The organism is Chitinimonas viridis, from assembly GCF_030409555.1.
GTDB lineage: Bacteria > Pseudomonadota > Gammaproteobacteria > Burkholderiales > Chitinimonadaceae > Chitinimonas > Chitinimonas viridis.
This window is the reverse complement of the sequence record NZ_JAUFPU010000004.1, coordinates 81629-96469: the sequence shown is the minus strand read 5'-3', so window position 1 is coordinate 96469 and position 14841 is coordinate 81629. Positions and strand designations below refer to the sequence as shown.

Annotated in this window: 12 protein-coding genes; 1 reads left to right on the top strand and 11 read right to left on the bottom strand. The window is 60.6% G+C overall.

Going from position 1 to position 14841, the window contains the following annotated elements; genetic code table 11:
- Positions 1-93: 93 nt before the first annotated feature.
- The 11 genes from QWZ03_RS04520 to QWZ03_RS04470 all read right to left on the bottom strand — a co-directional run bounded on the left by QWZ03_RS04520 (position 94) and on the right by QWZ03_RS04470 (position 14169).
- Positions 94-1020 (bottom strand): isoaspartyl peptidase/L-asparaginase family protein, encoded by a 927-nt coding sequence (locus QWZ03_RS04520; protein ID WP_290331654.1) that lies wholly within the window; start codon positions 1018-1020, stop codon positions 94-96.
- An 11-nt stretch (positions 1021-1031) separates the two neighbouring features.
- Entirely contained in the window at positions 1032-1775 is a 744-nt protein-coding gene (locus QWZ03_RS04515; protein WP_290331653.1) for a lysophospholipid acyltransferase family protein, read from the bottom strand.
- Between the two features lie 122 nt (positions 1776-1897).
- Positions 1898-2638, bottom strand: coding sequence for a flagellar motor protein (locus QWZ03_RS04510; RefSeq protein ID WP_290331651.1), 741 nt, complete (start codon positions 2636-2638; stop codon positions 1898-1900).
- Between the two features lie 75 nt (positions 2639-2713).
- Positions 2714-3460, bottom strand: a complete 747-nt coding sequence (locus tag QWZ03_RS04505) for an RNA polymerase sigma factor FliA (RefSeq protein ID WP_284197394.1) — start codon at positions 3458-3460, stop codon at positions 2714-2716.
- A gap of 348 nt (positions 3461-3808) precedes the next feature.
- On the bottom strand, positions 3809-4699 hold the full coding sequence (locus QWZ03_RS04500) for a MinD/ParA family ATP-binding protein (protein WP_290331650.1): 891 nt from the start codon (positions 4697-4699) through the stop codon (positions 3809-3811).
- 6 nt (positions 4700-4705) lie between these two features.
- Positions 4706-6295, bottom strand: coding sequence for a flagellar biosynthesis GTPase FlhF (gene flhF / locus QWZ03_RS04495; protein WP_290331649.1), 1590 nt, complete (start codon positions 6293-6295; stop codon positions 4706-4708).
- Positions 6296-6370: 75 nt separating this feature from the next.
- The gene (gene flhA / locus QWZ03_RS04490) at positions 6371-8452 is read right to left on the bottom strand and encodes a flagellar biosynthesis protein FlhA (protein WP_290331648.1); all 2082 of its coding nucleotides are present in this window, start codon (positions 8450-8452) and stop codon (positions 6371-6373) included.
- Positions 8453-8683: 231 nt separating this feature from the next.
- Positions 8684-9823 (bottom strand): flagellar biosynthesis protein FlhB, encoded by a 1140-nt coding sequence (flhB, locus tag QWZ03_RS04485; RefSeq protein WP_290331647.1) that lies wholly within the window; start codon positions 9821-9823, stop codon positions 8684-8686.
- 108 nt (positions 9824-9931) lie between these two features.
- Positions 9932-10930 carry a hypothetical protein gene (locus tag QWZ03_RS04480; RefSeq protein ID WP_290331646.1) on the bottom strand — a complete coding sequence of 333 codons (999 nt, stop codon included), beginning with the start codon at positions 10928-10930 and terminating at the stop codon, positions 9932-9934.
- A gap of 332 nt (positions 10931-11262) precedes the next feature.
- Positions 11263-12555 (bottom strand): GGDEF domain-containing protein, encoded by a 1293-nt coding sequence (locus tag QWZ03_RS04475; protein WP_290331645.1) that lies wholly within the window; start codon positions 12553-12555, stop codon positions 11263-11265.
- Positions 12556-12672: 117 nt separating this feature from the next.
- Complete coding sequence (locus QWZ03_RS04470; protein ID WP_290331644.1) at positions 12673-14169, bottom strand: glycoside hydrolase family 13 protein; 1497 nt, start codon at positions 14167-14169, stop codon at positions 12673-12675.
- Positions 14170-14273: 104 nt separating this feature from the next.
- On the opposite strand from QWZ03_RS04470, the gene QWZ03_RS04465 reads away from it, so the two are divergent.
- A complete protein-coding gene (locus tag QWZ03_RS04465) occupies positions 14274-14759 on the top strand; it encodes a YajQ family cyclic di-GMP-binding protein (RefSeq protein WP_284197386.1) in 486 nt (161 codons plus the stop codon).
- Positions 14760-14841: the final 82 nt, after the last annotated feature.

Sequence of the window (14841 nt, the reverse complement as noted above, 5' to 3'; positions counted from 1 at the left end):
CGAAACGGCGATGTATAGCCCATCAGCCCCGGGACCAGACATGCCATTCCCGCAACAAGCTGGCAGTCCGCATGGCTTGGCTAGGGGTTGAAATTAACGGTAGATGGCCACCATGCGCTCGCCGTTGGCATCCACGGCGGCGCGATACATACCTTCGCAGTTGAAGGGCAGGGTCACATGGCCTTCCCAATCCACCGCGATCAGGCCACCACTGCCACCCAGCTCCAGCAACTGGCCATACACCACTTCATCACAGGCATCGCTCAGCGGTTGACCCATGTAGCGCATCCGGCTGGCGACCTCGTGGGCGGCACAGCAGCGTATGAAGCTCTCGCCGTGGCCGGTGCCCGATACTGCGACCAGGTCGTCCGCCCAGGTGCCGGCGCCGATGACCGGGGTATCGCCTATACGGCCTGCCATCTTAGCGGTGCGGCCACCGGTAGAAGTGGCTGCAGCCAAGTGGCCAGCCGCATCCAGCGCTACGGCGCCTACTGTTCCGTGCTTCACCTGCTCGCTTACGTCGGCATCGCTACCACCTGCCCTGAGCCTGGCCAGCTCGGACTGCAGGGCATCCCAGCGCTTGCTGGTGTGGAAGTACTCAGGGGCGGCCTGGGGCAGGCCCATCTTTGCTGCGAAGGCATCAGCAGCCTCGAAGCCCAGTGTGACATGGGGGGTATGGGCCATGACCAGGCGAGCCAGTTGTACCGGATTGCGGGTGCGCCTGACGCCGGTGACGCTGCCAGCCGTGCGAAGTGCGCCGTCCATGATGGCGGCTTCCATCTCGATAAAACCCTGGTCATTGAACACAGCGCCACGGCCAGCGTTGAACAGCGGATGGTCTTCGAGGACGGTGACGGTAGCCTGTACGGCATCCAGGGCGGCGCCACCCGCGTGCAGGATGCTGAGGCCGCTATCCAGCGCGGCGCTGAGGCCGGCCATCAGCTCGGCTTCCAACTCAGGTGTCAGGTCGGCGGCGCGTATGGTGCCGGCGCCGCCGTGTAGGGCGAGGGCTATGGGCATGTCAGGGACAGTTATTCCAGAAAGCGCTTCTGCCAGCCTTGGTAGAGCCGATAGGCATGGTCCTTCATGCTCTCTGGTGTGTCGAAGTTGCGGGGGTCTATGGGCTCAAATACATGGTAGTCGGCCCGGGGATTGGGTGACCTGGCGATTTGCCAGAGTTTCGACAAAAGGTGCTGGTCAGCCCACTCGAATGCTTCTTGGGCCTGGTAGTGCAGGAACACCGGCACGATGGGGGTGCCGCTCTCGAAGCTGGCGATGAAGGCGCCGCTGAAAAAACGCCCACCCAAGCGCCTGCCCTTGCAGCCGCCTTCGGGATAGAGCGCCAGGCAGCTACCGCTGCGGGCGGCATCGATCAGGGCTTGGGTAGCAGCCTTGCGCGAATCGGACGATTCCCGTTTGACGAACAGGGTTCCTGCTGCGACAGCGACCCGGCCTACTATCCACCAATCGGCGACTTCGGCCTTGGCCAGCGAACGGACCGGAAACAGGGCGGGGATGCCGATATCCTCGAAGGCGGAGGGATGGTTGGCAATCAGCACATAGTGCTTGGGTAGTTGACCACGGTAATGCTGGTGCAAACGCAGCTCCACCCCCAGGGCGCGGACAAAGGCGCGGCACCAGGCATGGAAGAACGGTGGATAGATGCGCCGGATAACACCATGCGGCAGTTGTGCCAACAGCAGCAGTACGGGGGTATATAGGACGAAATCCAATATGGCCAGTACGCGCCAGAGCAGGCGCAACAGGGCAATCATGACGCAGTCAGCCGTGTGCCCAGCCAGCCAGGGCCAGGGGTGCGGTTGGCAGGCATGGGCGCGCCCGCCAGGCTGGCGAGCTGGGCCTTACGGAGGGGCGGGAGGCATGGCCGCCACACGGCTTAGACCAGGAAGCCGCGCAGCTTGCTCTCGATAATGCGCGGGTTCTCGCCATGGGCGATGGCAACCAGGCCTTCGGTGACCAGTTCGCGTCGCTTGACCTCGCTGGCGATCACCTGCTTGAGCTTGTTGCCTATGGGCAGGAAGAACAGGTTGGCTGAACCTACGCCGTATATGGTGGCGACAAAGGCAACCGCGATACCCGAACCCAGCTTGGCGGGGTCGGTCAGGTTCTCCATGACATGGATCAGGCCCATGACGGCGCCCAGAATGCCTATGGTGGGGGCATAGCCGCCAGCCGATTCCCAGATCTTGGCAGCAGCGCGGTGCTTTTCCTCGTAGGCGGTGATTTCCAGTTCCATGGTATGCCGTATGGCCTCGGGTTCTGCACCGTCGACCAGCATTTGCAGGGCACGCTTGATGAAGGGATCCTTCTCGTTCATCAAGGGGGTTTCCAGCGCCAGCAGGCCGCCTCGGCGGGCGGTGTTACTCCAGGACACCATGGATTTGACCCAGGGTTCCAGTTCCACCAGCGGCGGTGCCACGACCCAGCGCAGCATCTTGACGCCACCGATAAAGCTGGCGGCGTTGCTTTGCAGTAGTACCGCACCCATGGTGCCACCCATGACGATCAACAGGGCGGTGACCTGCAGCAGCGAAGAAATCTGGCCGCCCTCCAGCACCTGTCCGCCAACGATGGCCGCAATGCCGAGGAGGATACCGATTATGCTCAGTCTATCCATGTGAACGGGTAATCTCTGTGTGATCTGGTTTGCTGCCGTTTATAGCAGATTGCGCCTTGCTTGGTGACGCCATGGTTACTTCTGTGTCCAATCGCGCAGCTTGACCCGCAAACGGGCGACGGCCTGACTGTGCAACTGGCAGACGCGGGATTCGGAGACATTCAGTACGGCGCCAATTTCCTTGAGGTTCAGCTCCTGCTCATAGTAGAGAGCCATGACCATTTTCTCCCGCTCCGGCAGGTTGGCTATGCCATCGATCAGTACCTGCCGGAAGGCGTTGTCATCTATCTCATTCAGCGGGTCGGACTTGTGGTCTGCCGCCATGGAGTCCAGCGCGCTGCGGCTGTCGTCTTCGCTGTCATGGTCGTCGTAATAGATCAACTGATGGCCCCGGCAATCGGCCAGCAGCTCCTGGTAGTCTGCCAGGGGCAGGTTCATGGCATCCGCCACTTCGGACTCATTGGCGGCACGTCCAAGCTTGTGCTCCAGCTTGACCAGCGCCGCCTCGATATCGCGCATGGAGCGGCGTAGCTGCCTTGGCAGCCAGTCGGCCTCGCGCAGTTCGTCCAGCATGGCACCGCGTATGCGCTGGGTGGCATAGGTTTCGAACAACACCCCCGCGGTTGGGTCGAAGTTACGGGCAGCATCCATCAGGCCGATCAGTCCGGCCTGTATCAGGTCATCCACTTCCACGCTGGCTGGCAGCCTGGCAACCAGGTGGTAGGCCAGTTTTTTGACCAGCGGGGCAAAGTTGTTGACGCGCTCTTCCACCGGATCGGTGGCGTGTTTCTGATATGCACCTATGGCGCGGGACGTGGGCATGCTCGACATCAGGTGGGAGGGTATGGCTTCTTTATGCGCCACGCTGGCCGGTTTGCCAATGTGGCAATCCAAGATTAACAGCTGACATGCGCTTTGTTGAATTATATGGAGCAGCCGGCTGGCACCTCATGGGCTTTAGGCCCAGTGCTGGCTTTGCTGGCACGGGTGCCTTTGGGACGAAACTTACGACAAGCCTGGGAGGCTGGCAACCGGCTTGGTGGGCGAGGTGTGGCGGGCCATGCGCAAGTCATTGAGGTACTTGATGATGGGGCTTGAACACTGGTGGCACATGCCGATATACCAACATGGCCGGCGACATGCTTGCCAGAGGAGGAGATGGCGGTTGCGCTAGCGCAGGCTGCTCAGCCGGCGGCTGACATCCAGTGCGCGGTAGAGCAGGTTCTCCCTGTCGGCACTACCCGGTTTGCGGGGCCAGCGCCGCATGGCGGCAGCTAGCTGGGCGAAGGCGATGCTCGCTTCGCTTTGTGGGAAGGCATGGGCTACCGGTTGGCCCAGCTTGTCTGCACGAGCCAGTTGCTCGTCCTCGGGGACAAAGCCGACCAGCTTCATCTTCACATCCAGATAGCGGCCAGCGACTTCCTTGACCCGCTTGAACAGGGCCATGGCGGTGTCCAGCGTACGTACCCGGTTGGCCAGCAGGCGGAAATCACGGCGGCCATACTCGGTATGCAAGCGCTTGATGGCAGCATAGGCCGCCGTGATCGACTCTCCCGAGGGGGTGATGACGACAATGACCTCATCCGCCGACAAAGCCAGGCCAGGGGCGTTGTCGTCGGCAACCGGGCGGGCATCAACCAGCACCCAGTCTATGCGGGCGACCAGGGAGTCGTACTCGTCGGCTAGTTGGTTGGCGCGGCCAGGGGGCAGGTGGCCTGCCAGGGGGGCGGACAGCTTGATGGGCATCAGCTCAAAACCGGGAGCGGAAAGCAGCAGTTCATCCAGCCGGACCTCGCGCCCAGCGGCGTGCTCGAAGGCATAGCGCTGGCGCAGTTGCAGACGGTTGATGGCGTTGTGCCGGCTGTCGTCCTCATCCAGCAGCAGGACGCGCATATCCTGTGCCGATATCGCGGCTGCCAGGTTGAGCGCCAGCGTGGTCACACCGGTGCCGCTGCCACCGGTAAGGGCCACTGCCCGGCCGCCTGGCCCGCCGACCAGCTTGCGCAAGCTAGCTGCCTGGTCGGCTGCCACCGTGGTAACGATATTGTTGAGCCTATCCATGGCACATCAGGCGGCGGCTTCTCGCCAGGAAAAATCCAGCGACGGTTGCTGCGCCCCCAGAAACAGCGGGTATTCCTCATTCTTGAGCCGATAAGCCGGGGCTTCGGGCGGCGTCTTAAACACCCGGTCGACCAGGTACAGCCCACTGGCCACGTGCAGGTCTTCAGGCACCCGTTGGCCATTGGTGATGTAGTACAGCGGCAGCTTGTAGCGCACGATGACATCCAGGCCGCTGCCTAGCGAAAAGGCTTCGTCGGTCTTGGTAAAGATGCAGCCAGACAGGCCTTCTCCATGGTAGCGCCGTACCACATCGTCCAGGGTGGTGCCCTGGGCATTGGCGCTGAGCAGAAGCAAACGCTTTACCGGGGTGGTCTGGCCGGCCAGCAGGGCGATCTGCTCGACCACGCGCTGGTCGCGCTGGCCCATGCCGACTGTATCAATCAAGACAAGGTGGCGGTTGCGCAGGTCTGCCAGCGTCTGCGCCAGGTCGGTTTCATCGGTTACGGCGTAGACGGGCACACCCAATATCTTGCCATAGATGCGTAACTGGTCCTGCGCGCCTATCCGGTAGCCATCGGTCGTGATCAGGGCGACCTTGGCCGCACCGTGCTTGAGTGTGGCCCGCGCAGCCAGCTTGGCGACGGTGGTGGTCTTGCCTACGCCGGTAGGGCCCACCAGGGCATACACACCGCCTGCCTCGACGATATCGGCCCCTGGGCCGACGGTGGGCAGATTATGTTGCAAGGCGGTGCGTGCCCATTTCATGCCGCGCTCGGTGCTGTAGCCGCTGGGCATATGCTCAACGATCTGGCGGCTGAGGGCAGGGCTGAAGCCCACACTCAGCAAGCGGCGCAGCACCTCCAGCCGTTCAGGCGCATGGCGTTTGAGTTCGTTCCAGGCGAGACCGGCCAACTGTCCTTCCAGCAGGCTGCGCAACATCTTGATCTCGCTGGAAATGTCTTCAACCTCATGGCTGATGTTCTCTATCTTTTTGCCGTGCTCACTCATATCCGGCACGGGGTGCACTGGCTCGCGGGTGATGGCGGGCGGGGCAGGAGGCGGGGCATGAACGGGCGCTGTAGCTGGCGCAGCCTCGGCCTCGGCCGGCGCCAGGGTAGGCTCCACCCTGTGGCCTTGCGGTTGATCCTGCTCGGGCGGCTCATAGCGATAGCGCGGGGTAAAGCTGGTCGGGCTGACCACGGCGGGGTGGTCATCCGGCAAGACGTCGCCGCCCAGGCGCGGCATGGCCATCATGGTCGGTGTGGTAGGGGCGGGGCGTGCCGGTGGCCGGATGTCGGCCAGCGTGGGCTCCTCGTCATCGTCGTCCAGTTCGGGCGGCAAGGCGTAGGTGCGTTGCACGGCGCGGTTTGCTGCTGCTGGTGCCTTGGGTGGCGTCAGCGTGGCGCGTGGCGCTGGCTTGGCGGCCAGGCTGCTGCTACCCAAGCTGGCTACCTCAGTGTCAGAGACGGCCATGATCTCGATATGCCCGTCCGGCAATTGCCGGTTCGACAATATCAGTGCGTCTGGCCCCAGCTCATCACGTACCTGTTTCAGTACTTCTCGGGTGCTGGCCCCTTGGAATTTCTTGACGACCATGATCCTGTCCTTTGCTGGTCGATTCTTTCTTATGGTGCATTACCGGGCTTCCGGTTCACACTCCACCTGCTTATGTCAGGCAGCCGCTGCACGGCCGCCCAGTACGCCTATGATGCGTATGGTTTTGTTGTCGGGTATCTCGCTGTGCGCCAATACCCGGAACTGCGGAATCGAGCGGCGCAGAAAGCGGCTGAGCAATGGCCGCAACTGGGCGGGCGTGATCAGCACGCTGTTGAGCCCCTGGTTTTCCATCTGCTCGGTCAACTGGCTGGCCTGTTGTAGCAGCGTCTCGGCGAGGCCGGGTTCCAGCCCGCCGCCGCGACCTTGGCTGGCCTGCAGCAAGACCTGCTCCAGGCCAGGATCCAGCGCAATGACTTGCAGTTCGTTTTCGCCAGGGAATAGCTGGTGCACGATGGCGCGACCCAGGCCTACCCTGACGGCCGAGGTCAGTTCGTCCACGTCCATGGTCTTGGTGACATGCTCGCCCAGCACTTCCAGAATGGTGCGCATATCGCGGATATGCATGCTTTCGTCCAACAGGTTCTGCAGCACTTTCTGCAGGATGTTGAGTGGTACCACCTTGGGTACCAGGTCTTCCACCAGTTTGGGCGATTCCTTGGCGGTATGGTCCAGTAATTGCTGGACTTCCTCGCGCCCGAGCAGCTCGGAGGCGTGGCTTTGCAGCAGGTTGGAAATATGGGTCGCCACCACGGTGCTGGCATCCACAACGGTGTAGCCCAGTGACTGGGCCTGCTCCTTAAGGTGGGCGTCGACCCAGATGGCGGGCAGGCCAAAAGTGGGGTCGGTGGTGGGGGTGCCGGGTAGAGGGCCAAGTACCCGACCAGGGTTGATGGCCAGGAACTGCCCCAGGTAGGCCTCGCCATTGCCAACATCGACGCCTTTCAGCTGGATGCGATAGGCATTGGGCTTGAGTTCAAGATTGTCGCGGATATGGATGGGCGGAACCAGGAAGCCGAGATCCTGTGCGATCTTCTTGCGTATGCCGCGTATGCGGCGCAGCAACTCGCCATCCTGGTTGCGATCGACCAGCGGAATGATGCGGTAGCCGACTTCCAGGCCGACAGGGTCGACCGCCGAGACGTCATGCCAGCCCACTTCCTGCGCTTGCTGCTCCTGTGCACGCTGGGCCTCTTGTGCGGCGGCCTGGACCTCCTGCGGCACTTCTTCGGATTTGACCTTGGCGCGTTGCTCCATGTAGTAGGCCAGTCCAGCCAGGCCTGCTGCCATCAGCAGGAAGGCAAGGTGAGGCATATTGGGTATCAGGCCGAACAGGCCGATGACGCCGGCAGTGACATAGAGTGTGGTGGGCTTGGAGAACAGCTGGCCCAGCAACTGCTCGGACAGATCCTTGTCATCACCGACGCGTGATACCACCAGGCCGGCGGCGGTCGAAATGATCAGGGCGGGAATCTGGGCCACCAGGCCATCGCCGATGGAAAGCAGGGTATAGGTCTTGCCGGCCAAGGCGAAGGGCATGTCGTGCGACAGCATGCCCACGATAATTCCAGCCACCAGGTTGATGACGATAATCAGGATGCCGGCAACGGCGTCTCCCCGCACAAACTTGGAGGCACCGTCCATGGAGCCGAAGAAGTCGGCTTCCTGGGAGATGGTCTTGCGGCGGCGCCGGGCTTCATCCTCACCTATCAGGCCCGCGTTGAGATCGGCGTCGATGGCCATCTGCTTGCCTGGCATGGCGTCCAGTGTGAAGCGGGCGCTCACTTCTGCGATGCGGCCGGCACCCTTGGTGATCACCACGAAGTTGATGATGGTAAGGATGACGAACACGACGATACCGACTGCGATATTGCCGCCGATAAGGAAATGACCAAATGCCTCGATCACCTTGCCTGCTGCCGCTTCACCGCCATGACCAGCAGTCAGGATAACGCGTGTGGAGGCGACGTTCAGGGCAAGCCGCAACAGCGTGGTCATCAAGAGGACGACGGGGAAAGCCGAGAAGTCCAGTGGTTCCTTGGTGTTGATGGCCACCATCAGCACGATGATGGCCACCGCGATATTGAAGGTGAAGAAGAGATCAAGCAGGAGCGGCGGTAGCGGCAGGATGAATAGCGTCAGCACCATCAGGACGATGATGGGTCCGGCCAGCGAGGATAAATTAAGCCGTGCAAACATGGGTTTGTACTACCGTCGCCTTTGAATCTTGATAAAGCAGTTTCAGAAACTGCGCTTCTTCTTTGAATTATCTCATTTTTTTGTATTTGTCACGCAGGGAATGCAGTTGGCGTGAGTTGAGTGCGTAAAAACCCAGCACACCGGCGCATCAGCACGCCTTCGGTGCGCGCTATGGGAATGGGATGCCGTAGCTGTCGTGCCGGCATTGTGGCAGTGATGCCCGTGCTCAGATCAGGCTTCGCCGCCGGGGTCCAGCTCGGTCGGTACCGGCAGCTCTTTCGCCAGCTCGGGCTCGTGACCACCATGTCGCTTGAAGTGATTGAGCTGCATGATATAGGCTAGCACCTCGGCCACCGCAGTGTAGAGCGGGGTGGGAATGTCCTCGCCCAGGTCTGCATGGTGATAGAGCGCACGTGCCAGCGGTGGGGTCCGCAGTATGGGTACCTTGCTGTCGCGACCTATCTCGATAATGCGTTCCGCCAGCAGGAAGGAGCCCTTGGCAACCACGCGCGGGGCTTTCATCTTCTTTTCGTCGTACTGCAGGGCCACGGCATAGTGAGTGGGGTTGGTGACGATCACATTGGCCTTGGGTATCTCGGCCATCATGCGCTGGCGGGCAGCCTGCATCTGCAGCTGGCGTATCTTGGCCTTGACCTGCGGATCGCCCTCCGACTCCTTGTGTTCCTGCTTGACCTCTTCCTTGGTCATGCGCAGGTTGCGCTTGTATTCCCACAGCTGGAAGGGCACGTCGATGAGCACGATTAGCGCCATGGAGCCCACCACCACCAGCAAGGTGAATTTCACGATCTGGTAGAGATAGGCCAGGCTCTCGAACGGCGGCATGGCGATCAACTGGATGACTTCTTCCTTCTCTGACCAGATGGTGAGTATGGCCACACCGCCGATCAGCGAGGATTTGAGTACGGCCTTGACCATCTCTACCAGGCTGCGCACCGAGAAGATGCGGCCTATGCCCGTCATGGGGTTGAGCTTGTCGAACTTGGGCGTAAGGGCTTCAAACGTGAACAGCCAGCCCGACAGCACGATGGAGGCGAGGATGGCGGCGACAGCGGTAGAGGCCATGAAGGGCAGTATGGCCATCAGTCCATCGAAGGCGGACTGGGAAAAATGCGCCAGCAGTTGATCCATATCGCCCAGGGTGGCGCGATCAAACTGCAGGTTGCGGCTGACGATGCGTTTCAGGGCTTCCAGCATGGAGCCGCCCAGGCTGATCATGGCGACCACGCCGGTCATCAGTACGGAGAAGGTAACGAGCTCCTGCGAGCGGGCGACCTGGCCCTTGTTGCGCGCGTCTTCCAGCCGTCGGGGACTGGGGTCTTCTGTGCGTTCTAGATCGCTATCTTCTGCCATGGCACCATCAAGCTGGAGTGGGTAGGCCGGTTAACTGCTTGCATGGGCACGGACTGCAATTTGGATTGCAGACCGTGTCTGTCGGATCAGCGTTGCGGCACTACCAGCTTACTTGCCAGCGTTGATAACAGCCAGTGCCTTGGTACTTGCCTTGACCAGATCGGCGGGTTTTTGGCGGATCAGGTCGGCATAACGTGCCTTTTGCTTCTTCACCAGGTAATCGACCAGCAGCCAGCCCACGTAGCGGGTCTGGGCCAGCTGCTCGCCGGCGTAGCTACCCATGGTGGCAGCCGAGCCATCGCCCAGCTTGGTGATGATGGTGCTGATGGTTGCCTTGCGATTGCTGCTTGCCTGAGCCAGTTGTTCTGCGTTCAGGTTGAGGTAGGTCTCAACCTTATGGCCAGGCACGGTACTGCGCAGTACGTGGGCCTGCACGCCTTCGGAGATCAGTAGCTCAGCCAGGTTGCGGGGCTGGCTGCCGAAATGGGCGTTCTTGTCCTGCATGACCTTGGACAGGATGCGATGCAGGGGCAGGGCACGGGTCTTGGCGTCCACTTCCAGGGGCAGGTTGACGTTGACTATGCCATCGGCCTCCTGACTCCAGACGCGACCTTCAAAAGCACCGACGTAGGTGATCCAGCGTACCGAAAAGGGCTTGTCGAGAAAATACTGGGCTGACAGGGCGTCGATGGCTTCGGCGGGTTCAGCTGCGATGCCGTCGAATCCAGCATTGATCTGCGGCAGCGCGGCAGCATAGCGAGGCCAGGCGGCTTCAAGCGCAGCGCGGGTGGCCGCATCGTCTTCGTGCGCGCTCACGTTGTAAATCTTCTTGAACAGGCGCCAGCGACGATCGCCCTCGCTCTCGACAGGTACGGCGGGTGCGGCCGGCACAGCAGCCTGTTTGCCATCAGCCGCAGGCGTGGCGGGCGCGGCCGGTGCCTGGACGACAGGCGCACTGGCTACCTTGTAGAAATCCAGGAACAGTGGCGACAGGTCTCTCACCTTGACTTCCAGTTGTACAGCTTGCTTGGCAGGTGCCTTGGCCGTTGCAGCAAATGCCGGCATGCCGGCGGTGGCCAGCAGGGCGGCCAGTATCAGTTGACGCATGGGATCTCCACTACAGATGGACTGGTCTGCACCTTATAGGGGCGCAGACCCGCTGATTGCCCGAATATCGTTGTCGGAGGGTCGGGGCAAATTGGCGCGCATTCTACCCTTAGCCTGAGCAGTGTGCACCGTGCTGGGGCGGCCATTCGTCGCGCGCCATGTGAGGGGGAGGTGTTATCACGGGGCTTGCGCAACAACAGCGGTAGGGCTCTTTAGCCGTGCTTAGAGCGGCTAACAAAACCCAGCATGGCGGTTCTGGCTAGGCGAGCGATGACAGAACGTGGGTACGGCAAGCTCGCACAACAACGCCAGAAAGGTTTTGTTAGCGGCGCTTAACCACAAATCCGATTCCGTCCGCTTTGCTTGGCCTCGTACAGCTGTTCGTCGGCATACAGAAACAATTCGTTCTCGGTCTTGAGCGCAGGGTAGGCCGCCAGTCCGCCGCTAAAGGAGAAATGACGGGTTTCGATATGGGAGACTTCAAAGGCGATGTCACCAAAGGCGAGGCGCATCTTGTCTACCCGCTCGCGTGCGGTCTGCACGGTGCAGTCCCACAGCAGCATGACGAACTCCTCGCCACCAAAGCGACTCAGCAGGTCGTTCTCCTGCATGTGCGCACCGACTACCAGCGATAGCCGCTTGATGACGATGTCGCCAAAGTAGTGTCCCCAGGTGTCGTTGATGGTCTTGAACTTGTCGATGTCGATGACCGCCAGGGCAAGGGCCACCTTGTCGCGGCTGGCGCGGCGGATGACATCCTGGGCCCGCTTCTTGAAGCCTATCTTGTTGAGCAGGCCGGTTGCCCGGTCCTTGCTGATGAGGTTCTTGTCAGTGCGTATCTTACTGATACGATTGAGCAACTGATGGGTGAGGACATCGCTGTCGGTAAGCGACAGTATCTGGTCAAAACCACTGTCCGTCGCCTTGCGGGCCAGGGCTGTATCGGGCCTGGTCTGCAGCAGTACTATCTCGAGGCTGGGATCGACTTCGATATTCTTCTTGAGCACTCGGGCGATGACCTCGGTGCGCAGGTAATGACTATCTTCTATCACCACCACGTCAGGCTGCATCTGCTTCACTACCAGGTGCAAGGTCTGCACATCGGGGTGGTGTATCAGGTTGACCTGCTGTGTCGCCAGCAAGGCTGTATCAAAGCGCACCTGGTCGCCCAGATAGAGCACCACGCTGGTTTCATCACGTTTGCGCTGGGCAAACAGGTTGAACAGCTTGTCGACCAGTACGTCATTGGCGATGGGTTTTTCGGCATAGGCGAGGCAGTTGTTGTCTACCAGCATCTTTTGCAGCAGAAAGCGGCCGCTCTGCTTCTCGGTCTGCAAATACACATAGTGATGCTGCTGCGGCAGGCGGCGAAGCAGGTCGCCCAGGAACATGGTGCGGTTGTCGTCCAGCTGCATGTTGTAGAGCACGTCCAGATCGACCACGTAGAGGTCTTCAGGATCTGCCTGTACGGCGGTGCGGACAAACTCGGCCATCTGGTCAAAGAACTGGATGTCGAAGTCGTACTTGTGTGCGCACAGCAGCAATTCTGCCTGGTTGTCCTTGATAAAGAAGGTCTGTGCCAGGAAGTAGACCTTGCGTTTATATAGGGATGTGGTGTCCGCCATCTATCTTTGCCTCTGTTCGCCTGGCCTCGCCATATTGGGGCAGCTTGGCGCCATTTCTTATGGTGACTGCCAAGCACCGGGAAACCCGTATCCGGCAGCCCATTTATGACAATTGTATCAAGCGCAATTGCGCGGCTTGAAGAAAGTGTAGTTCGAGTATGGCTCGAAGGCCTCATATATCGCACTACCATGCGGGGCGATGTCGAGTTGCACGCTGGCAGCCTGTACCTGGGTGTCGGCGGTCTGACCTGTCGCATCGCGCAATGGGACACCATCGTACCAGTGCGAATACGGCAGCAGCAGTCTGGTTTTTAACGGCTGGTCAGACAGATTCACGATCACCAGAGCGGCCTGGCCTGGTACCTCGGTATGGCGCAGGAACACTAGCGCATTGCCGGGCAGGCGATCGCCCAGTACGGTGACATCGCCATACTGCAAGGCTGGATTGGCTTGGCGTATGCTGATCAGCTGCTTGACCCAGGCGCGCTGGGAAAGGTTCCACTCGCGCTCGTCCCAGCGCATGGGGCGGCGGCAATCGGGGTCGGCGCCTCCTTCCATGCCGATTTCCTCGCCGTAATAGACCAAGGGCACGCCGGGCAGGGTCAATTGCATCAACAGAGCTACGCGGGCTTTCTCTATGCTGCCAACGGTGGTGATCAGCCTTGGTGTGTCGTGGCTGGACAGCATGTTCCACGAGCACAGCAATCCCTGCAGGCCGTAGCCATCGCGGGCATCCGCGACGGCACGGTTCATCTGTGTTGCGTCGATCTCGCCGGCCAGCCATGCCAGTATTGCGGTGCGATACCAATAATTCATCATGCCGTGGAAGCCGCCGCCTGCCTGGAACCAACTGGCGGAGTAACCATTGAGTTCGCCCAGCAGGCTGGCCTGCGGGTAGCGTTCTGCCACGCAGGCAGCCATTTCCTTGGCAACGGGAATACCGACATCCTGGGCCACGTCAAAACGCCAGTTGTCTACCCCCTGGCCCAGCCAGTGCTGTACTAGGCTGCGGGGTTGGCGATATAGCACATCGCGCACTGCCGGGTTTGCCAGGTTGAGCTCTGGCATCAGGCCGTAGTCCTGCCAGCACAGGTAGCTGCCGTCAGCGCGGAAGGTAAACCAGTCGCGCTTTTCTGTGTCGCCCGCCTGGGCGGCCAAGAACCAGGGATGCTGGTCGGAAACATGGTTGAGCACAGCGTCCAGTGTCAGCTTCATGCCGCGCTGATGCAATGCCGTGATCAGGCGCTGCAGGGCGGATTCGCCACCAAACATGGGATCGATGCTGAAAAAGTCGGTCGCATCGTACTTGTGATTGCTGGGGGCACTGAAGACGGGGGTGAGGTAGACGCCGGTAACGCCCAGGTCGGCCAGGTAGTCCAGCTTGTCTGTGATGCCATCGAGGTCGCCGCCATAGAACTGCTGCCCCCATGGCTGGTTGAGCGTGGATTCATCCCAGCCGCGCTTGACTGCGCCGGGGATGTCATAGGCTGCCTGGGCCAGTTTGTCGGCACTGCTGAGGCCATTGCCTATGGCAAAGCGCTCCGGGAATATCTGGTAGACCACCTGGCTGGCGGTCTGGCGGGTGAAATCATCAAGCTGGACGGGTGTATTCATGGCGTGCTCGGGTAAAATCAGTTTTTTATTGGTAACCAGCGCCGGTTTGCCAAGTATTCAGGGCTTGCGCGAATACTGCCTGCCGGTCTTATGGAGAGCGAATTATGCCGTCTTTCGACATTGTGTCTGAGGTCAACGAAGTAGAAGTGAAGAATGCCGTGGAGCAGGCCAACAAGGAAGTCGGCAATCGCTTTGACTTCAAGGGCTCGGATGCCCGCATCGATCAGGCTGAAAAGACGCTGACGGTGTTTGCCGACAATGATTTCCAGCTGGAGCAGGTCAAGGAAATTCTTTTGGCCAAGCTGGCCAAGCGCAATGTGGATGTGCGCTGCCTGGACGAAGCCAAGATAGATAAAATCAGTGGCAACAAGGTCAAGCAGGTCATTACCGTAAAGGTGGGTATCGAGACCGAACTGGCCAAGAAGATCGTCAGGGTGATCAAGGACTCCAAGATCAAGGTACAGGCCAGCATACAGGGCGATGCCGTGCGGGTGAGTGGCGCCAAGCGGGACTTGCTGCAGGACACCATTGCGCTGGTGCGCAAGTCCATTGAGGAGTTTCCGCTGCAGTACCAGAACTTCCGTGATTGATTAGCTGATCTGTCGGGGCGGCAATGTGCACCAGTGCCTTGCAGCCCGTCGCCCGGATTGCCCGGTTGTCGCCGCCGATTGC

Coding starts and splice junctions, on each gene's coding strand:
- QWZ03_RS04520 (WP_290331654.1), bottom strand. CDS start 1,020: ATGCCCATAGCCCTCGCCCTACACGGCGGCGCCGGCACCATACGCGCC.
- QWZ03_RS04515 (WP_290331653.1), bottom strand. CDS start 1,775: ATGATTGCCCTGTTGCGCCTGCTCTGGCGCGTACTGGCCATATTGGAT.
- QWZ03_RS04510 (WP_290331651.1), bottom strand. CDS start 2,638: ATGGATAGACTGAGCATAATCGGTATCCTCCTCGGCATTGCGGCCATC.
- QWZ03_RS04505 (WP_284197394.1), bottom strand. CDS start 3,460: ATGCCCACGTCCCGCGCCATAGGTGCATATCAGAAACACGCCACCGAT.
- QWZ03_RS04500 (WP_290331650.1), bottom strand. CDS start 4,699: ATGGATAGGCTCAACAATATCGTTACCACGGTGGCAGCCGACCAGGCA.
- flhF (WP_290331649.1), bottom strand. CDS start 6,295: ATGGTCGTCAAGAAATTCCAAGGGGCCAGCACCCGAGAAGTACTGAAA.
- flhA (WP_290331648.1), bottom strand. CDS start 8,452: ATGTTTGCACGGCTTAATTTATCCTCGCTGGCCGGACCCATCATCGTC.
- flhB (WP_290331647.1), bottom strand. CDS start 9,823: ATGGCAGAAGATAGCGATCTAGAACGCACAGAAGACCCCAGTCCCCGA.
- QWZ03_RS04480 (WP_290331646.1), bottom strand. CDS start 10,930: ATGCGTCAACTGATACTGGCCGCCCTGCTGGCCACCGCCGGCATGCCG.
- QWZ03_RS04475 (WP_290331645.1), bottom strand. CDS start 12,555: ATGGCGGACACCACATCCCTATATAAACGCAAGGTCTACTTCCTGGCA.
- QWZ03_RS04470 (WP_290331644.1), bottom strand. CDS start 14,169: ATGAATACACCCGTCCAGCTTGATGATTTCACCCGCCAGACCGCCAGC.
- QWZ03_RS04465 (WP_284197386.1), top strand. CDS start 14,274: ATGCCGTCTTTCGACATTGTGTCTGAGGTCAACGAAGTAGAAGTGAAG.